Source organism: Limosilactobacillus urinaemulieris (genome assembly GCF_932750685.1).
Lineage (GTDB): Bacteria > Bacillota > Bacilli > Lactobacillales > Lactobacillaceae > Limosilactobacillus > Limosilactobacillus urinaemulieris.
This window is the reverse complement of the sequence record NZ_CAKOBX010000010.1, coordinates 67,172-88,955: the sequence shown is the minus strand read 5'-3', so window position 1 is coordinate 88,955 and position 21,784 is coordinate 67,172. Positions and strand designations below refer to the sequence as shown.

Below are 21,784 nucleotides of genomic sequence, written 5' to 3'. Positions count from 1 at the left end.
CGTCAATTGCTGATGTTGTTCTTGAAGCTTAATTTCAGCGATCAGTGTCAACAAGGCTTGTGAAAGAAGATTACGAATTTCAAATTCCTTATCGGACCGATCCGCTAATTCTGTTAGTTGGTGGAGTAAGGTAATGAATTTTTTGCCTGTCGGGTTAGATTCTCGAATCACTAAAACTTCAACTGAACGATTCTTTAAAACAGGGTTTAGGTATTTGGTGTAAAAGGCACTATTGAAATACCCGCCAAGCAGAATCGGATGGAAAAGGTGGGCGTGTTCAACTGCCTTTGAAGAACCGGCAGCTTTTTGCTTTTTATCCATCACATTGGTATTAATGAAATAGGCTTCACCCTGCTTAATTCTGTAGGTATGATCAAAAGTTTGAATTTCAATCGATCCTTGGTAAGCATAGTTAAACTCTACTTCTTCATGCCAGTGCCATGGGATAACATCAGTGGTTAAATCACGACGGTGCATTGTATATGGAAAAGCACTCGTAATGCCAGCAATATGTTCAACATCATTTGTATCTTGAATAAATGGTATTTTTTGCATCTTATTATGTTCCTTCCCTATACTATAAGAAAATTGCCAATTCTGTCCTTATATTTATAATATAGGGCAAGATTTTTATATGAACAACCCACCTTACCTTGCAAACTTTAGTCATACTCTTAAATACAAGGAAGGTAATAATATGATTCACAATTTTGACTTTTATTCACCTACTGAAGTTCTTTTTGACAAGGAAACTCAAAAAGAGGCTGGAAAATACGTTAAAAAATACAACGGCCATAACATCTTAATTGTTTACGGAAGCGACCGGATTGTTAAGAATGGGTTACTAGAAGAAATTACCAGTTCATTAAAAAATGAAAACATTACCTATCACTTATTAAACGGCATCGTCCCTAACCCACAGCTAGGCAAAGTTTACGAAGGAATCGACCTTGGCAAACGTGAAAAGATTGATTTTCTTCTCGCTATCGGTGGCGGGTCTGTTATCGATACCGCTAAAGCAATTGCTTATGGCCTGGCTGAACCAGAAAATGACGTTTGGGAACTCTTTGAACATCAGCGCAAAGCAAAAGCATGTTTACCGGTTGCCTCAGTATTAACAATTGCAGCGGCTGGTAGTGAAACAAGTATGGGGGCAGTAATCACAAACGAAAAGAATGAAGAAAAACGGGCCTATGATGACGACTTGGCGCGACCAAAATTTGCGATTATGAACCCAGAATTAACGCTTAACCTCCCCGATTTCCAAACAGAATGCGGGGCAATCGACATCATGATGCACACAATGGAACGTTATTTCACTAATGGCGGAAATATGGAATTAACAGATGCGATTGCGGAAGGGCTTCTAAGAACCGTTAAAGAGAACGCACTTTTATTACATCACGATCCGCAAAATTACGATGCCCGTGCAGAAGTAATGTGGGCTGGTTCGCTTTCCCATAACAATTTAACTGGTTGTGGAAATGACGGTGGCGGCTTTGCAACTCATATGCTTGAACACGAAGTCAGCGGAATGTTTAACGTAACTCACGGTGCCGGACTTACCGCAATTTGGCCAAGTTGGGCGCGGTATGTTTATAAGGATGACTTAACCCGTTTTGTTAAATTCGCGAAGAACGTAATGAAGGTTCAAGAACAAGGCACTGATGAAGAAATTGCTTTAGCGGGAATTGATAAAATGGTTGAATTCTACCATTCAATTGGGATGCCAACTAATTTTGCCGAGTTAGGAATCTACCCTAGCGAAACACAGATTAGGGAAATGGCACAATCATGCTCTAATGCTACTGGCGGTCATAAGAGATCAGCCAAAGTTCTCTATTATGACGATATGGTACAAATCTTCAAAATGGCTAACCAGGAGATTTAGCTTAAATTATCAAGACTTACTTATCAGAAAACAGGCACCGTAATTCGGCAAATTTGAATCATGACGCCTGCTTTTTAGTTTATGTAAGCAAGAATTTATAGATCAATAATTTCTGGGTCATACCCTTGTTCTTTGATAAATTTCATCAAATCAGTAGTTTTAATAAAAATGGTATGAGTATTTACATTAGGATGGAATGTCAAAATTGGATCTTCTGTCAACATATCCTGATCAAAATATACTTTAATATTGTGCTCCTCATTATTCATTAGGCCAAATGGTGAAACTACCCCAGCATGGGAGCCAAGCTGTTCTTGCAAATCATCCGGATGCGCCATTGATACTCGCTTAGCTCCGGTCAGCTCTTGGAACTCCTTAAAATCCATTGGTTTCTGATCATCCATAATTACCAGGTAAAAATGCTTCTTTTTACTCTTCAGAAACATTGTCTTTGTCCGAACACCTTCATGACCTTCAATATACTTATCTGCCTGCTCGGTTGTTTCAGCAGCCGGATGATCAACCATTCCGTACTTAATTCCTAATCGATCAAGTTCGGTAATTACTTGTTCATATGTGCCTTCTGTCATCTTTTTCACCACCAATTTATAGTAATTATATTATATCATAAACGGTTTAAAGCGCTTTCTTTAGCAAATAGTCGACAACAACAATAAAACACAAAATATATTTATCCTTAATTAAAATCTATAATTTAGATGGCTTTCATCTAGTAAAACTGCTAAAATTATTTTTAGAAAGCGCTTTATCGAAACGTTTTAAGTTAAATAATAAGGATAGTGATAGTTATGACAGAGCCATTATTTTTAAAACCAGTTTTTCATGAAAAAATTTGGGGCGGTCGTCGGTTAGCGGAAGATTTTAATTACGACATTCCAGACGGAACCATTGGTGAGTGCTGGGCAATTTCTGGACACCCCCACGGCCCTAATGTAATTGAAAACGGTGAATTTAAGGGACAACTGCTTCCTGATGTCTACGCACAGCATCCAGAAGTATTTGGTAATCCAAAATCAAAGGTTTTCCCACTACTAACTAAGATCCTCGATGCCGAAGCCAGCTTATCGGTTCAAGTTCACCCAGATAATACATATGCTGAAGAACATGAACATGAACTAGGAAAAACTGAATGCTGGTACGTTATTCATGCTGACAAGGGAGCTTACCTAACTTATGGTCATACAGCTAAGACTCGTGAAGAACTTAAAGAAATGATTAACAACCATGAATGGCAAAAGCTCTTTGATAAAAAGCCTGTCAAGACCGGTGACTTTGTCTATGTTCCGTCAGGCACTATCCATGCTCTTAATAAGGGAATTGTTGTCCTTGAAACTCAACAAAGTTCCGACACTACTTATCGGATTTATGACTACGATCGGGTTGACAAAAAAACTGGTAAAAAACGCGACTTACACTTGAAGCAATCAATCGATGTTACTACTGTTCCGTTCAAAGAACCCGAGCTGCATATTAGCTCTGAAAAAATTGGTGATTCTGAAGTAACGACTTTAATTACCCAACCTGATTCGCCATTCTTTAGTGTTTATAAGTGGGACGTAAATGGTAAATTAACACGAAAGCATGAACATGGGCCATACACCTTAATGTCAGTTATTGATGGTGAAGGGACCCTAACCGCTGATGGTAAGACATACCCATTAAAGAAAGGTGTTCATCTTCTAATGCCCGCCACGATTGATGAATGGGAATTAGATGGTAAGATGCTGATCATCGCTTCGGAATCAGTAGAATAGCATTACCCAATATTTAATAAAAAACATGAACTAGCACGAATCGAGAAAGTTAACCTCCAGTTCTGTTAGTCCATGTTTTTTATTGTAATAGATTATTGAATCGTGATTTCAAACTCAGAATTTATACTAATACTCCCTAATCCGCCAGTTGATCATAGTAGTCGTCATCAACCTTTTCCAGCCATTCACTAGTCTCTTTGGTAATCGCAATGTGGGAGAACCAGGAATCCTTAGTAGCGCCATGCCAGTGCTTAACGCCTTCGTGGATCGCAACCACGTCACCAGGCTTAAGCAGTTGAACGGGCTTGCCCTCTTCTTGGTACCAACCTTCACCAGCAGTTACCAGAAGAATTTGGAAACCGTCGTGGTGGATGTGCCAGTCGTTCCGGCAGCCGGGTTCAAAGTTAACGTTGGAAATATTAATATCGATATTATCATCAGGCGAAACTAAGCCATTAAGGTAACTTGTCCCGATAAAGTATTTTGCAAAGGCAATGTTCTTGTCGCCAAACCCGAACATATCATTCTTTACAGCTTCTTCATTTTTTGCCATAAGATTTTCCTCCTTAAAGATTGAAACTCATTTTGGTTACTTTTAGCTTACAAGGAAAGAATTGATATGTATAATACTTATTATTAGTGACGAACCATTCAAAAATTGAATTATAATTTTCGAAGCCATGACGCTAACGAACTTGGACTGTATTTAGGGGTTGCATGAGTTAAAACGTGATAGCCATCAGCAATTTTCAGCTTACCAGCGTGGGCAACAAAATCAGCTTGATAATTACCCGGATCACTCCAACCAGTACTAAACGGAACTACCTTTCCCTGATAATCATTCATCCTTCTCAAAAGGCTAACAATCGGTGAAGAAACCTTACCATCCCAAACTGGTCCGCCAACCAGAATGGTATCGTAGTAGTCTAGTTCCGGTAATTCGGTGATAATTTGTGGAAGTCGATCATTCCGATTATCGGCTTTAAAAATTTGATCCGTTTCTTCCATATCATCAGGAAAGTATCCTTGAGGGACTTGGAGACGGAGAATATCAGCTCCAGTTTGCCGATGAATTGCGCTAGCTAATTTAGCAGTGTTATCAAACTGTGAATAGTAAAGAATTAAGACATTTCGTGCCATCTTTATCCTTCCTTTCAGGAGAATTAATTTGTGTTATTTAAATTTTAGCTTAAAATAGTGTTATCTATTCACTATTTGAATCGAGGAACTCCCATTATGGATACGAGAGTAATTAAATACTTCTTAACTGTAGCACAAACGAATAATATTACCCATGCCGCACAACAACTTCACGTTACTCAGCCAACGCTTTCCCGACAAATGATCGATCTTGAAAAAGAACTCGGCGTAACTTTATTTGATCGTAAGCAGCGCCGAATTGAACTTACTAGCGAAGGAATTCTTTTCCAACAGCGTGCGTCTACGATCCTTTCTTTACTTACCCAAACAAAACAGGAACTTCAAAACGCCAAGGAAGAATTGACTGGTGTTCTTAATATCGGTTGTGTTGTTTCAAAGGTTTCAAAATTCGTAATGAAAATTATTAGTAACTTTCAGAAAAAAATATCCAAAGGTAAGCTTTAACCTTTACGATGGTAACGGTGATCTGCTTCGTCAGCGCTTGGATTCCGGTTTAGAAGATTTTGCTGTGTTGATTGAACCAGTCGAGGCTGCTAAGTATAACTTTATTGTTTTACCAGTTCATGAGCAGTGGGGATTAATTACCAAAAGATCTGATCAACTAGCAAAAAACATTCGATTACCAAAAGTGATCTTTATAAACTACCACTAATTATTCCGACCCGGAATATTGTTCGTGATGAAATTAGTGATGTTTTAAAATTAGACCAAACAAAGTTAAATATCATGGCGACAAATAACTTACCAAGTAACGCCTATGAACTGCTAAAAGCCGGAAATTATTATATGCTGGGAATTCAAGGGATCGTTAATTCATTCCATGATCCCGAACTGACATTTATCCCCTTTTCGCCACATAAAGACACTGGTCACGTTCTTGCATGGCGCAAAAACACCGTCGTTACTCCCGTAATGGAAAAATTTCTTCAAGAATTTGCTGATCAAGCTGAAAATTCTTGAAAGATTGAAATTGATGGGATAAACGACTTACAATAAATTATCAACATTCTAAGGAGTGAAATCAATGCTATATAACGCAGCGCTAGTTCTTGAAGGTGGCGCTTTTAGAGGACAATATACCGCTGGCGTCTGTGACACGTTCCTCGCTAATCACATTGAATTTAGTAGTGTAATTGGCGTTTCTGCCGGCTCGTTGAATGGTGTCAACTTCGTAGCAAAGCAATATGGTCGAGCAGCAAATATTAATATTGATCACCGTCATGATCGCAACTATATTTCAATGACGCGTCTTTTCAAACGTCAAGTGATCAACATGAACTACCTATTTGAGGATCATGGCCTTTCATGGCATAACTTTGATGAACGAGCCTATATCAGGTCAGCTTCACACTTCACGGCTGTTGCTACTAGGCTTCAGGATGGAAAAAAAGCACTTTTTACAGACTTAACGGGTGAGAAACTGACTCAAGTATTAATTGCTTCTTGCTCAATGCCATTTATGATGGATCCCGCCCCGACTCCTGATGGTCTTTGTCTTGATGGCGGAATTGCCGATTCAATTCCCTTTGATGTCGCCCAGGAACAGGGTTACGATAAAATTGTTGTGATCCGTACTCGTGATGTTAGTTACCGAAAGAAACCTTCAAGTCGACCAGTTTGCCAATTGTACCGCCGTTATTTCAAAGACTATCCCCAGTTTGCTGAAGCTGGAATCCTTCGTCCAGAGGTCTATAATCAACAAGTCGCTCAGATCGAACATCTCAGAAGAACAGGCCAAGTCTTTAATATTGCTCCTCAGCACCCAGTCAAGGTTAGCCGGGTTGAAAGTAACGTTAAAAAGATCCGGAAGCTATACGAAACTGGGCGTCAAGAAGCTCGACAACTGTTGCCAAGTTTAATTGACTACCTTAATGCTTAAAAGCGGTTTCTATGTTATTATAATGGTATGTTAATGAACAGCATTAGGGGTGTCTGTTTGCCAGACTGAGATGTATTAAGATATACGGACCCTTGAACCTGTTAAGCTAGTACTTGCGAAGGAAAATGCTAACTCAATATATAAAATAATGGAGCTGTTAGTTAACGATTAACTAGTAGCTCCTTTTTTAGGACGTGAGATTTTGACTAAATTACAACTAAAACTATTAGAACAACTTCGTCAGCAAAATCCGGTAGTATTAACAATCGCCAATATGGTAACGCCAGATAAGGTTGCCGATGGGTTGAGTGCGATTGGTGCTTCCCCAATTATGTCTATCGCACCTCAAGAATCTTTAGAAATGGTAGAATTAGCCGATGCTATTACGATTAATTTGGGAACGATCGACGACAAGCAAAAGGATGAGGTTATTGCCGTTTTAAAAGCTAATCATAATCAGAAACCAATAGTTCTTGATCCGGTTGCAATTGGTGCTAGTCATTACCGGTTAGCTTTTGCGAAACAACTATTACATAATTATCGATTTACTGTTATTCGCGGTAACGCTGGCGAAATTGCTGCTTTAGCGAATATTAACTGGCATTCACGTGGAATTGACAGCGGAAATGGCCAAGCTGATCTTCACAAGATCGCTAACACGGTCGCTCAAGAATACCATTGTATTGTCGTTCTTACTGGTCAAACTGATATCATAACGGATGGCAATAATACTTTTATTAATCAACTTTCTACTAGTTATTTCGTGACTAACGTGGGTAGTGGCGATGTTCTTTCTAGTGTCATTGCTGCTTATCTCAGCATAAGTAAAGATTATTATGCAGCCGCTTGTACCGCAACCAAGGTCTTTTCTGCCGCTGGAGTTAAGGCTGCTAGAGAGTCAAGCGGTTTTGGTCAATGGCAAGTCAAATTCCGAGATGAACTAGCAACACTTAATTCAAGCGAAGTTCTCTCAGTATTATAAATAATAAAGGAGTTCCTAATAATGACAAATGACTTTCCCCAGGCTCTAACAATTGCCGGTACTGATTCTGGCGGTGGTGCCGGAATTTCTGCTGACTTTAAGACAATGCAAATGCGCGGTGTCTTTGCCACAATGGTTGTTGTTGCGGTCACGGCACAAAATACTCTCGGTGTTCAAGATGCCTTAGCAATGCCACCAAAATTAATTGACGAGCAATTTGCCTCCCTAGCTGCTGATTTTAAGATCCGGGCTTGCAAAACAGGAATGTTAGCTGATCCACTGCGGGTAAAAACGGTCGTAAAAAACTTGAAACAGTATGATTTTGGCCCATTAACGGTAGATCCCGTGATGATCGCTAAAGGAGGTGCTAAACTTTTAAGTGATGACGCAATTAGCGTAGTTCGAGACCAGTTACTACCGCTTGCTGATTTAGTTACCCCCAATCTTCCAGAAGCTGAAGAACTAACACAAATGCAGATCACAACAGAAGCTGAAATGGAAGCTGCCGGACACCATCTCCAATCAATGGGAGCCAAGAACGTTCTGGTTAAGGGTGGTCACTTTTCAAGTGATGATGAAGCTAACGACTTTGTATTATTAGCTGATGGTCACTCATTTTGGATGACTGCCAAGCGGAAACAAACTCAGAATACTCATGGTACTGGTGATACTATTTCTTCTTGTATCACAGCTGAACTCGCTAAGGGCAAATCAATGGAAGATGCCCTTAAAATTGGAAAGGCCTATGTTGAAGCAACGATTAAGCAAGGCATTAATGTTGGTCACGGTCATGGCCCGTTAAACCATTGGGCAAAAATAAGGAGCGATAATAATGAACTTTAATCCAAAAATGTTACAAATATACCTTGTCGGTGGAACCCAAGATACCCATCACGATTCCTACGAATTCCTCGCTAAGGTAGAAGAGGCAATGCAAGCTGGAATTACCGCCTTTCAATACCGAGAAAAAGACAGCTCAACCATGACTGCCGATGCACGATTAATTATGGCAAGACGATTGGTTGAGTTAGGTCAACACTATTCTGTTCCAATTATCATTGACGACGATATTCAAATGGCTCTTCGTGTTGGTGCTGATGGAGTTCACGTTGGTCAGGATGATGAACAGATTGAGCGGGTAATTAAAGAAGCAGCTGGTAAGTTAATTATTGGCTACTCATGCAATACCGCTACTGAAATTAAGGCCGCTAACCAACTAACAGCTATTGATTATATTGGCTGTGGTCCCGTCTTTGAAACCACATCAAAAATTGATGCTGATGCTGCCTTAGGGCTTGATAAACTTAAAAAACTAAATAGTCTGAGCACTCATCCCCTAGTCGCAATCGGTGGCCTTTCACTGGAAAACATCCCTGCCGTTTTAAAGACGGGAGTTAGCGGATTATCAATGATTTCACTGGTTTTAAATAGTGAAGATATTACAGAAACCATCGAAAAAATTAAGAGTTTTTACTAAGAAAAAGCATTTGTAAATTTCATCAGGTTTTATTACGCTAACTGAAATTTACAAATGCTTTATTTATTTTCATTAATTGACGCCGATGAAACACCATCAACGACTTGTCCCTCTACAATCCCATGTTCGAAAACATGTTGCTCGCAAAGCTGACAAATATGTTCAACATTTTCTGTTACTTGTAATGCTCCTAAATAATGACCATTAGGCTTACGAATCGCATAATACCGAATTAAGGTTCGTTGACCGTTCATTATCTGCGGTGACTCAACCATATCCTTTTCCTCAGTCCTCAGCATTTTTAAAACCTGCTTAACCATTGGTACAACTCGTCGGGGATGGCAGCCAAGAACATTATGGCTAAGGCGCTGCTGAAGACGTTGATCATCACGCCAGCTATTTGGTGAATACCAAACATATTCATCATCTGCATTAATATAATCTAATTCATATGGCATCGTTCGAAATAAGGCATCAACCTCAGCTAAAGTTAATTTACCACTGAAAAAATTAATCGTGGCATCATCCATAAATGGTAAATTCATTTTTTAACGCTCCCATTCATCATTATTTTGGTTTAATTTTTGAACTGCATTAATCAGCTGTTGATCAATTTGCGCCCGTCTGTTTTGCCAAAAATTATTCTCTAGTAGTAAGTTCTGCTGTTTATCAAATTGATACCCACCCCACATATGCTGATTAATTGGGCTGGTCATCATAGAATCAACCACCCGGAGTAACCCAATTGTATGCTCCATATCAATATATCCCAACGCAACCACATCAAGCGGATCGATATAGTTAAATACCTGACAGCGAAGAAGAGTCGTTGTTTGCCGTTGCCGTTCATCTAGTAACCAGTAAAGATTAGGCCCTTCATAAAGATATGCCCCACCAATCCGGTCAGGGTAATGACAGTTAGCTAATGCAAATTGGGCATTAATTGAACCTAACGAGTGTCCATAAAGGAAAAAGGTCATTTGCGGGTAAGCAGCTAATAAATGATTAAATTCCTTGCTTGCCGTCCATAGCTCTTGAGGGACGTCAGAAACCTGATTAATAATTGCGTTACCAATTGGCAGGTTGACCCGAAGCCATTCATTAGTCCACGTTGTTGGATCGCCCTTCCGAACACCAGACGATCCACGAAAAAGAACTATTATTTGGGGATCAGCAGCTGAACGAATTACTGTCGCTCGAAATCCATCAGTCGTCCAAATCACCTTGACCACTTCACCAATTAACTGGCCGTCTGGCAGCAAGACATCTTCTCCTAAGTGCCAGTTATGATATTCAAGCTGAGCTAATTGGACTCGCTGCCAATCAGTTAATGACTGCTTTCCCCAAACCAAATGCGTCATCCTGCCACCTACTTACCTAACTGGGCACAAATTCCCTGAATGGTTACCACAGCGAGAGCAACAATAATTAACATAATTGCATCTTTTTTAGTCGGTTGTTTGTCCATTTCAACTCACCTAGATCTTTTTCTTTTATCATACACCCAAATTACCTGATTCTTCTGAGAGACTTTATTTCTGCTTTCTGGTGGTATAAACTAACGAGGTATAATTATTCATGGGAGAGAGAAGAATGAAGTCGATTTCAAAAAATGTTCCTTTAGTCATTGCTACGGTTGTACTTGGGGTGATCGTGGGGATTAGTTCTTTACTATTAAGTATTCTTCTTGATTTATCAGAAAAATACTTTCTTAACTTTGAAGAAAGCAATCGGATCCCAGTTGATATTTTTGTTGGTCCAGAGCACCGATTTATCTCTGTTTTTGTTGGTTCTGCGATTGCTGCAATCATCTGGTATTTTCTTCAAAAGAACTACCGCCCAGTCGGTATCAGTAAAGCAATTACTGGTAAGACAATGCCGCTAGTTAAAACACTAATTCATGTTGTTACACAGATCTTTTATGTAGGAACAGGGAATTCCATTGGTCGTGAATTAGCGCCACGGGAAGCCGGTGCTGCAATCGCTCAGAAATGGGAACGACACTTTGCTAACAACCGTTACCTGAAGCTCGATCCAGAAGACCAAAAAATGCTAATTGCGTGCGCTGCTGGTGCTGGTTTCTCAGGAGTATATATTGCTCCGATCACAGGTGCTGTCTTTGCGATTGAGTTACTTTACAAGAAAGTTAACGCCCGAGTAGTCGCTGTTAGTTTAACAATGTCGGTAATTGCGACTTTAATCGGATCAATTGTTAAAGGGTATAAGCCCTACTACTTGGTCGGCTCCAAAAATTTTCCTTCATTACGGATCCTTCCAATTGTGATCGTCTTGGCACCCCTTCTTGGAATCATGGGTGCTTACTTCAAGTTGGGAGTAAAAAAAGCAAGTGCTCACCGGGCCATTACCAAAAACGTGCTCTACCAGCTACCATTAATGGGAATTATTACTGGGATTGTTGCTGCTTTCTACCCGCAAATCATGGGAAATGGTCGCGGATTGGCTCAATTAGCGATGGGCACCACCACCATCAATAAAAATGTTATTTTAGCCCTTCTTTTTGGTTTCATTGCTAAAGCAGTTGTAACCCTTCTTAGTATCAAGAGCGGGGCTTATGGAGGAATCCTGACGCCTTCAATTTCGCTTGGCGCTGTTATTGGTGTCTTCTTGGGGATGATCTATGTCCAAATTATGCCAGGAGTAACAATTACCCAGTGTGCTGTACTCGGCGCTGCTTATTTTTTAACCGCTTCTCAACAGGCACCTCTTATGGCAATGTTCATGTTGTTTGAAGTCTGTCATTTGAATTTCACAGCCTTTATCCCCCTTGCCTTAGGGGTTGCATTATCGATTGCCGTTTCTCGGTGGGTTAATACAAAACTTGCTAAATAGTATGATGTTTGCTTATTAACTATGAAACGGCTAAACTTAACCTTGCATCATGCTTAAAGGAGTTTAAAAACATGGCACATATTTACCTAATGACTTTGATCATCATTTTTATGATTGAGAGTTTCTTTGAAGTTAAATGGTTTGCCCAAATTCGTGATATTTTTCAACGTTCAGGAAGGATTACCCCAACCAAACGGGTTCAGCGAGTAGTCAAAATTGAAACCCAGTGGAGTTGGTTTTCGTGGATCCTGCTGATCCTCCTTTTCATTCTTCCTGAGGTATACACATTTCTCTTAATCTGCATTATCACTTTAATCGAAACCATTATTGTTTACGAACTGTACAACGCTCGAAATTACGCTCAACAAATTAATAAATAAAATTAAGGAGGCCAGTACGAAAATAAGATTTCGCACTAGTCTCCTTAATTTTAGCTCGCTAAAGCGTGAGTGTTTGTTAATAACTCATACACGTAAGAGAGTTCTTCAGGACGGTATGCTCCTGGCATCGTTCCAACCTTTTGGAAGCCATTCTTTTCGGCAATGTGTTGCATTACCAAATTATTTTCGTTCGTACTAAGGCGAATTGACTCCACATCAGGGCGATGCTTTTCTAAGTAATCAATCACACTAATGAATAGCTTTGATGCGTAACCTTTTCCTGCATGACTTGAGTGAATGGCTACCCGGTGAATAGTAACATAGTTCGTCGTATTAATTAGCCATTCACCATTAATATGATCATAAACGTGATCTGGTGAATTGACGATTGCAACTGCCCCAACAGTCATCCCATCATCAGATTTAACGAGATATGAATAGCCATTATCAATATCTTCCTGAATGTGCTGAGCGTTTGGATAGTCACCCTGCCATTGATCAACCCCACGTTCAGCCAATTGATTACGTCCATCGCGAAGAATCTCCAAAATTGTGTCTAAGTCCTTTTGTGTCGCTTTCCTAATTTGCATTTTATCATCCCCAATTAGAATTAAATCACTATAATCATAGCAGATTATTAATCAAAAATGGTCTTTTTTGCCAATTTATACCCTATTTGTAAACACCTGTGAAGAATTAATGATCACCCGTATAAGAAAGCCTTATGTCTATTAGTAATCTACTGTAAAGCCTTTTCATCCATGTTAAAGTTAAGACATTAAAACAGCAGCCTGCAGACATAGAAAGGAGTGATTCTTTAATGGCTAATTGGAAAAAATGGTGGATCACATTAGCAATGCTAATTCAGGGATTAATCGGTGGGATTGTAATCCTTCTCTGGATCTTCCGTCATGAGCCCTGGACACTAGAAATCAGCCAATGGCTATTAACCCGCCCCGGACAATACACAATTATTGGTTTAGCAAGCTATATCATTCTAATGGCGATAATCGTAATCGGAAGTTCTATCTTCCGACCAACAACGAGTAAACAATTGATAATTGCTCGTGATGGCGCTCGTCATATCTCAGTTGATAAAACAGCAGTGGAAAATAGTATTCGACTTAACTTATCAAGTTTTGGTCTCTACAACCCCACAACGACGGTTAAAATGCTCAAGAACCGTCAAGAAGCAGACGTCACCGTTACTGGAATGCTTTCTGGACAATCTGATCCAGAGCTACTGAAGAACTCTTTAACTGACGCAATTGAAAATAATTTACAAACAAACTTTGCTATCGGACTTCGTAAATTACGAGTTCGCCTCGAACCTTATAGTCACAAAAAATCAGTCACAGTCGTCTAACAAGGAGGGATAACAATGAAACTTGCTCTCATTGGTGCGATTACGGGATTAGTTCTCAGCATTAGTTGGACCGTTTGGGGATTTTGGACAGCAATTGGTATTCTTCTAACTACCGCTATCTTCGCCATAATCGGTCTCGTCTTAGACCTCATCGGATTCTCTTTTAAGGGAATCGTTAATAAATTAAGTGCTAAACTTGCCGAATAATTTCTAAGGAGGAATTAATTATGACAACTACAAACACAAACCAAACCACTAAAACTAATGTTGACCAACACCTAACTTTTGATGACAGTGTAATTGAGAAGATTGCTGGGATCACAGCTACTCGAGTTCCAGGAATTATCTCCCTTGACGGCAACATGTTCTCTGAATTCGCGGATAAAGTTTCCTCCGGTAATAATATGACCAAGGGAATCGATGCTGACGTAGGTGAAAAACAAGTCGCAATTAAAATGGATGCCACAATTGAATATGGTAAAAGCGCACCAGAAATTTTTGAAGCAGTCTGTAAAGAGATTGACAGCGCCCTAGATAAGATGACCGGCTTGAAATTAGTTAAGTTCGAATTACACGTTAATGACGTGAAGACTCGTGAAGAATTAAAGAAGGATGACGATAAGCAAGTAAACTAATAGCTTACCCTAGCTTAAAAGTTCCTAGTATTCGTAAATTGAGTACTAGGAACTTTTTATTATTCTTCTTTTAGTGTTAACTGAGCATTGGAAATCATTTTTAAGAAATTATCCAGGTCCAAACTTGCCCGGCCAATTAACGCACCATCAATATCGGGTTTATCAATAATATCCTTAATATTATTAGGATTAACACTTCCCCCATAAAGGATTCGAATCTTATCCGCAATCTCATAGCTATAATATTCAGCAATTGTCTGACGGATTAGTCGACATCCTTCTTCGGCCAAGGTCGGATTAGCGTGTTGCCCTGCACCAACTGCCCAACTAGGTTCGTAGGAGATGACAACCTGCTTGATCTGATCCAACGAAACACCGTGCAAAACGGTCATCAGTTGGTGGAAGACATAGTGAATTTCATCATTAACCACCTGCTGCACCATTGTTTCATCTGTACAGATAATTGGGGTAACACCACGTTGAAGGGCTGCTTGAACCTTCTTGTGTACGCTAGCATTTGTTTCACCAAATAATCGCCGTCGCTCAATATGACCCAACATGACATACGAGACTCCAGCATCTGCTAAACCACGAAGACTTACTTCACCTGTATATGGACCAGAGTATTCCGCAGCAGCGTTTTGGGCGATAATTCTCAGGCCTGAATTTCCTGCTGCTTCAACCATGCTTGGCAAGGCAAATGCTTGTGCTGCAATGCCAACCTCCATCTTATTAGGATCAGGAAGCTTTGATTTGATCTGGTTAACAAAATCAACTGACTCCTTGACGTTTTTGTGCATCTTCCAATTTGCAACGATAAATGGTTTACGCATAATTTTAACCCTTTCTAACATTTCTTCCGTTTGGCTAATCATCTTATATTTTACAATTATCTACCAAACAAAGAAAGATAGTGTTTTTAAACGCAAATGGTTCTTAAAGAACACCATCATCGTGCATCCTTTAAGAACTATTTGATAATTATGCTTCGAGAGCCTGTGAAAGTGCTTCACCAAGCCGCTTTAATCCGACCTCAATTTGGTCTTCCTGCATATTAGAGTAATTCAACCGGAATGTTCCTGGTTGTGGCTTGCCAGCAAAGAATGGATCACCAGGAACAAAGGCAACATTGTGTTCAAGACACTGTTTAAAGAGTTCAACAGTATCAGTGACACCAGGTACTTCAACCCAAAGGAACATTCCACCTTCTGGATCAGTGTACTTAACATCCTTCGGGAAGTACTTCTTAATCCCATCAATCATCAGTTGCTTCCGCTTCCCGTAAAGATCACTAATTTCCTTAACGTGGGCGTCAACATCATTTTCCTTAAAGAATTCAGTAACTACATACTGAACGAGGTTATCCGTATGAAGATCAGCAGATTGCTTTAGCACAGTTAACTTTTCAATGACCTTCGGATCCGCTACTAACCAGCCAAGACGGAATCCCGGAGCGAGAATCTTTGAGAACGTACTCATGTAAAAGACTTTCCCTGCATGATCAAATGACTTAACAGAAGGTACGTGTTCTCCTGCAAAGCGAATATCACCATACGGGTTATCCTCAAGAACTGGAACATCGTATTTTGCTGCCAATTCCGCAAACTTCTTGCGTCGTTCTGCCGGCATGGTCCGTCCAGTTGGGTTTTGGAAGTTTGGTACTGTATAAACCAGCGCTGTTTCTGGATGAGCCTTAAGTGCTTCTTCCAGAGCGTCCATCTTCATTCCGTCCTCATCCATCGGCACACTAACAAAATTAGCGCCATATGAACGGAAAACATCGAGAGCACAAAGATAAGTCGGTTCCTCTACAAGAACTGTATCACCAGGATTCACAAATGCCTTTCCGACCAGATCAATTGCCTGTTCAGAACCTGTTGTTACCATAACATTCTCTAATTTGGCATCAACATTCTCCTTTTCCTTTACTCGCTTAAGGATCAGTTCACGCAGCTCGGTTACCCCCTTGGCAGCTCCATACTGAAGTGCTTGCTGACCATGCTCTGCATAAACCTTATCGGTGGCCTTCTTCATCCCTTCAACTGGAAATAGTTCAGGAGCCGGTAATCCACCTGCAAATGAAATAATTTTTGGATCAGCCGCCGCTTTTAAGATTGCACCAACAGCATCTGTCCCGTCAGCAGGAACTCTTTTTGAAAATTTAAACATCGTTACCACTCCTCTTTCTCATCATTTTGTAATTGTTGAGTAGTTTACAATACAAACTTCGACTTGTGAACCCCCTAATTGTGCCCCATACGTTTCTAAATGATTTATAAATTTAATTTCTTCATATAAGGGATTAACAAAATAATAAAAAATTAAATTTTACGGTTGACAGATTAGAATTTAATGAGTAGAATACGAAGCATCAAATGTAAACACGTTAAAGATACCGAACAGGAAGTAACCTGGTTGACTGGTTCAGAGACTTAGTGGCTGGTGTGAACTAAGCAACGTTAATCAATGTTAAATCCCCTGTGAATTGGCTCCTGAACTAAGTAAGGTTGCCTGGCTGCCAACCATTATCCTGGCTCCAGATAGATTTGTCTGGTTCAAGATGTGGACTCTTTCCATAAATGAAGGTGGTACCGCGGCAACGTCGCCCTTCAAGCATATTCAATTGTGCTTGAAGGGTTTTTGTTTACTTTGAAATTTATTTTTAAGTGAGGTGAGGATCATGAAAGATAGTGACATTAGCGACATTAGCAACATTCGAGAAATAATTAAAAATAATGATTCTCATCAGTGTTGGCATTTTTGATGGTGATGATAATCATAAATAACTAAAAATTGGAGGAATCAATTATGACAACATTAAACGCTAACCAAAAAGAATTTGCAATGGCTCTTTACGATGCAACCCTAACTGGCAAGCCATTAGAAGAAAAAGACTGGAAAGGTGTTGTGGAAGATGACGATACTGCATACGCTGTTCAAGATGAGGTAATGCGGCTTAAGGGCGTCCCCGTTGGTGGATATAAAGTGTCACTTACAAGTAAACAAACCCAAGATATGTTTGACGCGGATTCACCCTTATATGGTCAACAGGTTAATCGTCGTTTTCTCCCTGCTCCAGCAAACGTCAACTTAAATGACCTGATGGAGCCATTAGTCGAAGTTGAATTAGCCTTTCGTGCAACTACTGACTTAACGAGTAATGATTCATTAGAAGATCTCTTAAACAAGACAACAGTTGCGGGTGCACTAGAAGTACCGGATTCTCGATTTAAGGATTGGTTCCCGAGTCTCGGTAAATACAATGTCATGTCAGATTGTGCTGTTGGCGGATTAGTTGTTTATGGAAAAGAGGCTCTTGGCAACCCACTCAAATCTCTTCAATGGCTTGTCAAGAAGCTTGAAGAACAAGGCAAGCAATTTAAAGAAGGTCAACTGGTTTCTTCTGGAACGTTCGTTTTACCGCCTCATCTCAAGGAAGGACATTGGGCTGTCAATTTTGATCACCAACTTGGTAATGTCGATTTAAATGTCAACTAGGGGGATGACTAGATGAAATTAAGTGATAATCAACAAAACTAATAAGCCTCATAATCTTGTTAAATTTATCTATCCAGCTAGATAACAAAAACTCTCGTGACTTCACTATAAAAAGTCACGAGAGTTTTTTATTAATCCTTGTTATTCCAATGTTGTTGCTTAAATTGTTCTCTACCACCAGCCTCTTGAAGAGCGTACCGTTCTGGATTCTTCTTATAGAAGTCTTGATGGTAATCCTCTGCAGGATAAAAAGGCTTAGCATCTTCAATTTGAGTAACAATCTTATCATTTCCAAATTGCCCACTAGCTTGAAGAGCAGCCTTTGATTTTTCGGCAATCTCACGTTGTTGAGGACTATTAACAAAAATTACTGGCCGGTAATTGTCCCCACGATCCTGGAATTGCCCCATTGCATCAGTTGGGTCGGTTTGGTGCCAATAAATTGTTACCAGATCATCATATGAAATGACATCAGGATCAAAGGTAATCTTGACCGCTTCAGTATGCCCGGTCTTCCCTGAACAAACCTCTTCATAGGTTGGATTAGGGACATCTCCTCCAGTATACCCGGAAACAACCGATTTAATTCCCGGATAAGTATCAAACGGCTGAACCATGCACCAAAAACATCCGCCTGCAAAGATTGCTGTGTCTAAACTCATCTATATCAACCTCTTTCGTCGTCTAGCAATATCTAATATATTAGCCCAGATTATAAATTGTAGGTATTCTAACATATATTTATTAGAATTAAAAACAAATGAGAAAAATACCCCGTCCTATTCTACAAAAGTGGCTATAACTTAATAAGATCAGTTTACTTCATGCGGTGATTTTTCTCCCGCAAGAACCGTTAAAACATCTTCAAGAGCAAAATCAACCATATTTTTTACGGCCAAATTAGTAAAGAAAGCAATATGCGGGGTCAGAATCACATTATCCATTGAATGAAGTTCCGCAACCAATGGTACATCACCAAGACCCGTTTGCCGACGATCAGTCATAACAACCTCATTTTCACCCTCAAAGGTATCTAAAGCAGCTGCAGCTATTTTCTTTGTTTTCAAGGCAGCTACTAAATCAGCCGTATTCACCACTGGGCCTCGACTAGCATTCACTAAACCAGCACTTGATTTCATCAAGGCAAAATCCTTCGCAGTTATTAACCCAACCGAGGTCGGGTTCAGATCAACGTGTAATGATACTACATCTGACCGCTGTAAAAGTTCTTCTTTCGTAACGTATTCAACAATTTCTTTCATTTCTTCTCGCGGTTTAGTATCAAACCCTAGAACCGTTGCCCCTAAAGCTTTTAATAGCTTAGCTAACGTTCCGCCAATTCGACCAACACCAATGATTCCGATAGTTGCTGTATGAATTTCCAGTGCTTGCTCATCGCTAAACCACCGGTAATCATTAGCCGCTACCTGAGCATCAAACCGGTAAGCTTTCCGTAATAACCGGAAAATCTGCATTAGCGCATGTTCAGCAACACTTCTTGGTGAGTAAGCCGGAACATTTGTTACTGTTAAATTATTGGCCCGTGCCTCATCAAGATCAATCATATCAAAGCCAGCGGTTCGAGTAGCAATTTGTTTTAAGCCATTCTCACGTAATTTAGCGTAGATTGATGTGGGCAGCTTACTTCGTTGTTGGATAACCAGGCCATCAACATCTTTTGTAAGACCCACGGCATCATCAATTAATTTTTCGGTAGTAATAATTTCAACATTATTTTCCTTGGCGAATTCCTTAATTGCTGCTTGTTCATCGTCCCGGACACTTGTCATTAAAATTTGGGTCATTGGTTAGTCCTCCTTTACAAATTGGCTAATTCGTTTAATTGCTTCCTTAATGTCCGTCATGCTTGTTGCGTAACTAATCCTTAGGTAGCCACTACCACCAGCCCCGAAGTATGAACCAGGAATTACAGCCACTTTTCCTTGTTCAGCCAGTTCAGTAGCGAATTTTACGTCGTCAGTTCCAAAACGTTCCGGTAATTTAGCAAAGACATAGAAAGCACCATTAGGGTTAGTAATTTCAAAGCCGAGCTTGCGTAATGCCGGAACTAAGGTATCGCGACGCTGCTTGTAAGCCGTCTTCATTTTGAGGGTCGCTTGTTTTCCAGCTTCACTAGCAAATCCCTTAGCTGCCGCTGCCATCATTGGATCCGCAGCAGCGGTAACCATCATGGCATGAATGGCAGATACTGGCTTCATTAATTCTTGTGGTCCCGCAATAAAGCCGACCCGGTATCCAGTCATTGCTTGTGACTTCGAAGCCCCATTTAAGACTAAGGTTTGTCCCGGAATAAATTCTGCGATCGAAGTATGCTGACCACTGTAGACTAACTCTGAGTATATTTCATCCGCGATGACAACCAAATTAGTTTGATCAATTGCGGCTGCCAACTGTTGGATTTGCTCACGAGTATAAGTAACACCGGTCGGGTTTGATGGGTAATTCAAGATAATTGCTTTGGCACGAGGATGTTCTGTGATTGCTTGACGAAGCTTTTCAGGTGTTAGAACAAATTGGTCATTACTAGTATCAATTTCAACGGGTTCTCCGCCAAGGATAGTCGTTACCGCCATGTATAGCGGGAAAGTTGGGGTAGTAATTAAAACCTCATCCCCTGGATTGACTAGGGCTGATAATGAAGCATAAATTCCTTCAGTTGCCCCAACTATAACAGCTACCTCACTTATTGGATCATAATCTAGTCCATACCGATCAGCCATAAATTTAGCGATTGCTTTCCGTAATTGGATCGATCCGCTACCCGGCGCATAGTGGGAATCATTATTCTCAATACTGTCAATTGCCGCCTTCTTCATCACCTCAGGAACGTTGAAATCAGGCTCCCCAAGCGTTAATTTAATGATCCCGGGAATTGCGCTAGCCTTGTAATCGAACTCCCGAATTCCCACTGGCTTTAATCGACTGAAATTTGTATTCAAGTTATTTAATAATTGTGACTTAGTTGCTGGCATAATTTTCCCTCCAAATAAAAAAGTCCTCGATGGTTACATCCACCCAGGGCTATAATGACTAAGTCAGAATTAGTAGAGTCCCGGATGGTTTAAGGTTAACAACTATCCGGGAACGCACAATGAAGAGCACTGCTGGTTAGCGGATAATTAATCGCTAAACCAGAAGGCATACGCTTTAATATTTGATTGAACTAAAGCATTCATCATTATGCTCCTCCTTTAAGTAATTACTAATTATTTTAATCATATTCTAATATTTGTCAACCTGTATTTCAGGTTAAGTTAGTTTTTTAGCTACTATTCTAGTCGAACCTTCTCCCCATTATTACGAGATCCCGCTGAACACCATCAAGTTCTGCTACTCGAGGCAACCTTCCCCATTCCGTAAAATTAAATGACTTGAATAATCCTAAGCTTGGCAAATTATGACCAAAAATATAGGCTACGATTGCTGTAATTCCCAGTTGAGGTAATTGACTAATCACAAAATTAATTGCTTGTGTTCCAAGCCCATGATGACGAACGGTTTTATCAATATAAATCGCTATTTCGCAGGTATGCTCATAGGCTGGTCGACCATAAAACGGTTCAAGGCCTACCCATCCCACCACTCTTTGCTTATTATTTTTGATAACCCACAATGGATGAGTCTTAGTAAATGAATGGTACCACACTTCTCGGTCAGCAACGGTTACTGGCTCTAAATCAGCTGTAGCAAGACGGGATGGGATGATCTGATTATAAATATCAACAATTCTTGGTAGATCCTCTTCATTTGCAAGTGAAAATTCGAATTCCATAAATAAAACTCCCATAATAAGAATAATTTAATATCTTATTATAGGAGTTTTTCACTTTATTACATTATTAAATTGAATGTTAATGATTAAAGAAATA

28 protein-coding genes, 1 riboswitch and 1 other annotated feature are annotated in these 21,784 nt (G+C 39.9%); of the genes, 15 read left to right on the top strand and 13 right to left on the bottom strand.

The features are described 5' to 3' along the window. Nucleotides 1-555, bottom strand: a 555-nt coding sequence (locus MR181_RS07895) for an AraC family ligand binding domain-containing protein (RefSeq protein ID WP_242336820.1), incomplete at its 3' end; no start/stop codon positions are given. Nucleotides 556-697: 142 nt separating this feature from the next. On the opposite strand from MR181_RS07895, the gene MR181_RS07890 reads away from it, so the two are divergent. Continuing rightward, nucleotides 698-1,891 carry an iron-containing alcohol dehydrogenase gene (locus tag MR181_RS07890; protein WP_242336817.1) on the top strand — a complete coding sequence of 398 codons (1,194 nt, stop codon included), beginning with the start codon at nucleotides 698-700 and terminating at the stop codon, nucleotides 1,889-1,891. A gap of 95 nt (nucleotides 1,892-1,986) precedes the next feature. Here MR181_RS07890 and MR181_RS07885 read toward each other — a convergent pair whose 3' ends face one another. After that, nucleotides 1,987-2,481 carry a prolyl-tRNA synthetase associated domain-containing protein gene (locus MR181_RS07885; protein ID WP_242336814.1) on the bottom strand — a complete coding sequence of 165 codons (495 nt, stop codon included), beginning with the start codon at nucleotides 2,479-2,481 and terminating at the stop codon, nucleotides 1,987-1,989. Nucleotides 2,482-2,700: 219 nt separating this feature from the next. Between MR181_RS07885 and manA the strand changes: the two genes are divergently transcribed. Continuing rightward, the gene (gene manA / locus MR181_RS07880; RefSeq protein ID WP_242336811.1) at nucleotides 2,701-3,666 is read left to right on the top strand and encodes a mannose-6-phosphate isomerase, class I; all 966 of its coding nucleotides are present in this window, start codon (nucleotides 2,701-2,703) and stop codon (nucleotides 3,664-3,666) included. A 136-nt stretch (nucleotides 3,667-3,802) separates the two neighbouring features. On the opposite strand, the gene MR181_RS07875 is transcribed toward manA, so the two are convergent. Beyond that, nucleotides 3,803-4,219 carry a cupin domain-containing protein gene (locus tag MR181_RS07875; RefSeq protein ID WP_242336808.1) on the bottom strand — a complete coding sequence of 139 codons (417 nt, stop codon included), beginning with the start codon at nucleotides 4,217-4,219 and terminating at the stop codon, nucleotides 3,803-3,805. A gap of 110 nt (nucleotides 4,220-4,329) precedes the next feature. Beyond that, nucleotides 4,330-4,806, bottom strand: a complete 477-nt coding sequence (locus MR181_RS07870; protein WP_242336805.1) for a flavodoxin family protein — start codon at nucleotides 4,804-4,806, stop codon at nucleotides 4,330-4,332. Between the two features lie 96 nt (nucleotides 4,807-4,902). Here MR181_RS07870 and MR181_RS08880 point away from each other — a divergent pair, with 96 nt between their 5' ends. From MR181_RS08880 to thiE, 7 genes are all read left to right on the top strand, one after another. Further along, nucleotides 4,903-5,271, top strand: coding sequence for a LysR family transcriptional regulator (locus tag MR181_RS08880; protein WP_242336802.1), 369 nt, complete (start codon nucleotides 4,903-4,905; stop codon nucleotides 5,269-5,271). Between the two features lie 64 nt (nucleotides 5,272-5,335). Further along, nucleotides 5,336-5,479, top strand: a complete 144-nt coding sequence (locus tag MR181_RS08875; protein WP_242336799.1) for a hypothetical protein — start codon at nucleotides 5,336-5,338, stop codon at nucleotides 5,477-5,479. Next, on the top strand, nucleotides 5,446-5,787 hold the full coding sequence (locus tag MR181_RS08870) for a LysR family transcriptional regulator (RefSeq protein WP_422732542.1): 342 nt from the start codon (nucleotides 5,446-5,448) through the stop codon (nucleotides 5,785-5,787). The genes MR181_RS08875 and MR181_RS08870 overlap by 34 nt, the downstream gene beginning before the upstream one ends. 64 nt (nucleotides 5,788-5,851) lie before the next feature. After that, the gene (locus MR181_RS07850; RefSeq protein WP_242336793.1) at nucleotides 5,852-6,706 is read left to right on the top strand and encodes a patatin-like phospholipase family protein; all 855 of its coding nucleotides are present in this window, start codon (nucleotides 5,852-5,854) and stop codon (nucleotides 6,704-6,706) included. A 35-nt stretch (nucleotides 6,707-6,741) separates the two neighbouring features. Further along, a riboswitch (TPP riboswitch) is annotated at nucleotides 6,742-6,847 on the top strand. Between the two features lie 61 nt (nucleotides 6,848-6,908). After that, on the top strand, nucleotides 6,909-7,688 hold the full coding sequence (gene thiM, locus MR181_RS07845) for a hydroxyethylthiazole kinase (RefSeq protein WP_242336790.1): 780 nt from the start codon (nucleotides 6,909-6,911) through the stop codon (nucleotides 7,686-7,688). 21 nt (nucleotides 7,689-7,709) lie between these two features. Then, complete coding sequence (gene thiD, locus MR181_RS07840) at nucleotides 7,710-8,531, top strand: bifunctional hydroxymethylpyrimidine kinase/phosphomethylpyrimidine kinase (RefSeq protein WP_242336787.1); 822 nt, start codon at nucleotides 7,710-7,712, stop codon at nucleotides 8,529-8,531. Then, the gene (thiE, locus tag MR181_RS07835) at nucleotides 8,521-9,165 is read left to right on the top strand and encodes a thiamine phosphate synthase (RefSeq protein WP_242336784.1); all 645 of its coding nucleotides are present in this window, start codon (nucleotides 8,521-8,523) and stop codon (nucleotides 9,163-9,165) included. The genes thiD and thiE overlap by 11 nt, the downstream gene beginning before the upstream one ends. A 59-nt stretch (nucleotides 9,166-9,224) precedes the next feature. Here thiE and MR181_RS07830 read toward each other — a convergent pair whose 3' ends face one another. After that, nucleotides 9,225-9,710, bottom strand: coding sequence for a PAS domain-containing protein (locus MR181_RS07830; RefSeq protein WP_242336780.1), 486 nt, complete (start codon nucleotides 9,708-9,710; stop codon nucleotides 9,225-9,227). A 3-nt stretch (nucleotides 9,711-9,713) separates the two neighbouring features. Then, the gene (locus MR181_RS07825) at nucleotides 9,714-10,526 is read right to left on the bottom strand and encodes a DUF2974 domain-containing protein (RefSeq protein ID WP_242336777.1); all 813 of its coding nucleotides are present in this window, start codon (nucleotides 10,524-10,526) and stop codon (nucleotides 9,714-9,716) included. 232 nt (nucleotides 10,527-10,758) lie between these two features. On the opposite strand from MR181_RS07825, the gene MR181_RS07820 reads away from it, so the two are divergent. Together MR181_RS07820 and MR181_RS07815 are read left to right on the top strand one after the other, a co-directional pair. Beyond that, nucleotides 10,759-12,015 (top strand): chloride channel protein, encoded by a 1,257-nt coding sequence (locus tag MR181_RS07820; RefSeq protein WP_242336774.1) that lies wholly within the window; start codon nucleotides 10,759-10,761, stop codon nucleotides 12,013-12,015. Between the two features lie 71 nt (nucleotides 12,016-12,086). Beyond that, the gene (locus MR181_RS07815; protein WP_102168857.1) at nucleotides 12,087-12,395 is read left to right on the top strand and encodes a hypothetical protein; all 309 of its coding nucleotides are present in this window, start codon (nucleotides 12,087-12,089) and stop codon (nucleotides 12,393-12,395) included. Between the two features lie 50 nt (nucleotides 12,396-12,445). Here the strand turns inward: MR181_RS07815 and MR181_RS07810 are convergent, their stop codons facing one another. Next, entirely contained in the window at nucleotides 12,446-12,985 is a 540-nt protein-coding gene (locus MR181_RS07810) for a GNAT family N-acetyltransferase (RefSeq protein ID WP_191910532.1), read from the bottom strand. Between the two features lie 230 nt (nucleotides 12,986-13,215). On the opposite strand from MR181_RS07810, the gene amaP reads away from it, so the two are divergent. Genes amaP through MR181_RS07795 form a run of 3 tightly spaced genes read left to right on the top strand, consistent with a single transcriptional unit; the run spans nucleotide 13,216 to nucleotide 14,396 of the window. Next, a complete protein-coding gene (gene amaP, locus MR181_RS07805) occupies nucleotides 13,216-13,761 on the top strand; it encodes an alkaline shock response membrane anchor protein AmaP (protein ID WP_102168855.1) in 546 nt (181 codons plus the stop codon). A 15-nt stretch (nucleotides 13,762-13,776) separates the two neighbouring features. After that, entirely contained in the window at nucleotides 13,777-13,968 is a 192-nt protein-coding gene (locus tag MR181_RS07800) for a hypothetical protein (protein WP_191910531.1), read from the top strand. A gap of 20 nt (nucleotides 13,969-13,988) precedes the next feature. Then, nucleotides 13,989-14,396 carry an Asp23/Gls24 family envelope stress response protein gene (locus MR181_RS07795; RefSeq protein WP_191910530.1) on the top strand — a complete coding sequence of 136 codons (408 nt, stop codon included), beginning with the start codon at nucleotides 13,989-13,991 and terminating at the stop codon, nucleotides 14,394-14,396. Nucleotides 14,397-14,455: 59 nt separating this feature from the next. On the opposite strand, the gene tpiA is transcribed toward MR181_RS07795, so the two are convergent. Both tpiA and MR181_RS07785 read right to left on the bottom strand, forming a co-directional pair. Beyond that, a complete protein-coding gene (tpiA, locus tag MR181_RS07790) occupies nucleotides 14,456-15,229 on the bottom strand; it encodes a triose-phosphate isomerase (protein WP_191910529.1) in 774 nt (257 codons plus the stop codon). A gap of 148 nt (nucleotides 15,230-15,377) precedes the next feature. Next, nucleotides 15,378-16,565, bottom strand: coding sequence for an aminotransferase-like domain-containing protein (locus tag MR181_RS07785; protein ID WP_102168852.1), 1,188 nt, complete (start codon nucleotides 16,563-16,565; stop codon nucleotides 15,378-15,380). 217 nt (nucleotides 16,566-16,782) lie between these two features. Beyond that, nucleotides 16,783-17,009 (top strand) — a binding site (T-box leader). A 195-nt stretch (nucleotides 17,010-17,204) separates the two neighbouring features. On the opposite strand from MR181_RS07785, the gene MR181_RS07780 reads away from it, so the two are divergent. After that, nucleotides 17,205-17,894, top strand: coding sequence for a 2-keto-4-pentenoate hydratase (locus MR181_RS07780; protein WP_242336771.1), 690 nt, complete (start codon nucleotides 17,205-17,207; stop codon nucleotides 17,892-17,894). 131 nt (nucleotides 17,895-18,025) lie between these two features. Here the strand turns inward: MR181_RS07780 and msrA are convergent, their stop codons facing one another. The 4 genes from msrA to MR181_RS07760 form a co-directional block, all read right to left on the bottom strand. After that, on the bottom strand, nucleotides 18,026-18,556 hold the full coding sequence (msrA, locus tag MR181_RS07775; RefSeq protein WP_242336768.1) for a peptide-methionine (S)-S-oxide reductase MsrA: 531 nt from the start codon (nucleotides 18,554-18,556) through the stop codon (nucleotides 18,026-18,028). Between the two features lie 150 nt (nucleotides 18,557-18,706). Then, nucleotides 18,707-19,699 carry an NAD(P)-dependent oxidoreductase gene (locus MR181_RS07770; RefSeq protein ID WP_242336765.1) on the bottom strand — a complete coding sequence of 331 codons (993 nt, stop codon included), beginning with the start codon at nucleotides 19,697-19,699 and terminating at the stop codon, nucleotides 18,707-18,709. A 3-nt stretch (nucleotides 19,700-19,702) separates the two neighbouring features. After that, a complete protein-coding gene (locus tag MR181_RS07765; RefSeq protein ID WP_242336762.1) occupies nucleotides 19,703-20,887 on the bottom strand; it encodes an aminotransferase class I/II-fold pyridoxal phosphate-dependent enzyme in 1,185 nt (394 codons plus the stop codon). A gap of 302 nt (nucleotides 20,888-21,189) precedes the next feature. Beyond that, nucleotides 21,190-21,687, bottom strand: coding sequence for a GNAT family N-acetyltransferase (locus MR181_RS07760; RefSeq protein ID WP_242336759.1), 498 nt, complete (start codon nucleotides 21,685-21,687; stop codon nucleotides 21,190-21,192). Nucleotides 21,688-21,784: the final 97 nt, after the last annotated feature.

Coding starts and splice junctions, on each gene's coding strand:
- MR181_RS07890 (WP_242336817.1), top strand. CDS start 698: ATGATTCACAATTTTGACTTTTATTCACCTACTGAAGTTCTTTTTGAC.
- MR181_RS07885 (WP_242336814.1), bottom strand. CDS start 2,481: ATGACAGAAGGCACATATGAACAAGTAATTACCGAACTTGATCGATTA.
- manA (WP_242336811.1), top strand. CDS start 2,701: ATGACAGAGCCATTATTTTTAAAACCAGTTTTTCATGAAAAAATTTGG.
- MR181_RS07875 (WP_242336808.1), bottom strand. CDS start 4,219: ATGGCAAAAAATGAAGAAGCTGTAAAGAATGATATGTTCGGGTTTGGC.
- MR181_RS07870 (WP_242336805.1), bottom strand. CDS start 4,806: ATGGCACGAAATGTCTTAATTCTTTACTATTCACAGTTTGATAACACT.
- MR181_RS08880 (WP_242336802.1), top strand. CDS start 4,903: ATGGATACGAGAGTAATTAAATACTTCTTAACTGTAGCACAAACGAAT.
- MR181_RS07850 (WP_242336793.1), top strand. CDS start 5,852: ATGCTATATAACGCAGCGCTAGTTCTTGAAGGTGGCGCTTTTAGAGGA.
- thiD (WP_242336787.1), top strand. CDS start 7,710: ATGACAAATGACTTTCCCCAGGCTCTAACAATTGCCGGTACTGATTCT.
- thiE (WP_242336784.1), top strand. CDS start 8,521: ATGAACTTTAATCCAAAAATGTTACAAATATACCTTGTCGGTGGAACC.
- MR181_RS07830 (WP_242336780.1), bottom strand. CDS start 9,710: ATGAATTTACCATTTATGGATGATGCCACGATTAATTTTTTCAGTGGT.
- MR181_RS07825 (WP_242336777.1), bottom strand. CDS start 10,526: ATGACGCATTTGGTTTGGGGAAAGCAGTCATTAACTGATTGGCAGCGA.
- MR181_RS07820 (WP_242336774.1), top strand. CDS start 10,759: ATGAAGTCGATTTCAAAAAATGTTCCTTTAGTCATTGCTACGGTTGTA.
- MR181_RS07815 (WP_102168857.1), top strand. CDS start 12,087: ATGGCACATATTTACCTAATGACTTTGATCATCATTTTTATGATTGAG.
- MR181_RS07810 (WP_191910532.1), bottom strand. CDS start 12,985: ATGCAAATTAGGAAAGCGACACAAAAGGACTTAGACACAATTTTGGAG.
- amaP (WP_102168855.1), top strand. CDS start 13,216: ATGGCTAATTGGAAAAAATGGTGGATCACATTAGCAATGCTAATTCAG.
- MR181_RS07800 (WP_191910531.1), top strand. CDS start 13,777: ATGAAACTTGCTCTCATTGGTGCGATTACGGGATTAGTTCTCAGCATT.
- MR181_RS07795 (WP_191910530.1), top strand. CDS start 13,989: ATGACAACTACAAACACAAACCAAACCACTAAAACTAATGTTGACCAA.
- tpiA (WP_191910529.1), bottom strand. CDS start 15,229: ATGCGTAAACCATTTATCGTTGCAAATTGGAAGATGCACAAAAACGTC.
- MR181_RS07785 (WP_102168852.1), bottom strand. CDS start 16,565: ATGTTTAAATTTTCAAAAAGAGTTCCTGCTGACGGGACAGATGCTGTT.
- MR181_RS07780 (WP_242336771.1), top strand. CDS start 17,205: ATGACAACATTAAACGCTAACCAAAAAGAATTTGCAATGGCTCTTTAC.
- msrA (WP_242336768.1), bottom strand. CDS start 18,556: ATGAGTTTAGACACAGCAATCTTTGCAGGCGGATGTTTTTGGTGCATG.
- MR181_RS07770 (WP_242336765.1), bottom strand. CDS start 19,699: ATGACCCAAATTTTAATGACAAGTGTCCGGGACGATGAACAAGCAGCA.
- MR181_RS07765 (WP_242336762.1), bottom strand. CDS start 20,887: ATGCCAGCAACTAAGTCACAATTATTAAATAACTTGAATACAAATTTC.
- MR181_RS07760 (WP_242336759.1), bottom strand. CDS start 21,687: ATGGAATTCGAATTTTCACTTGCAAATGAAGAGGATCTACCAAGAATT.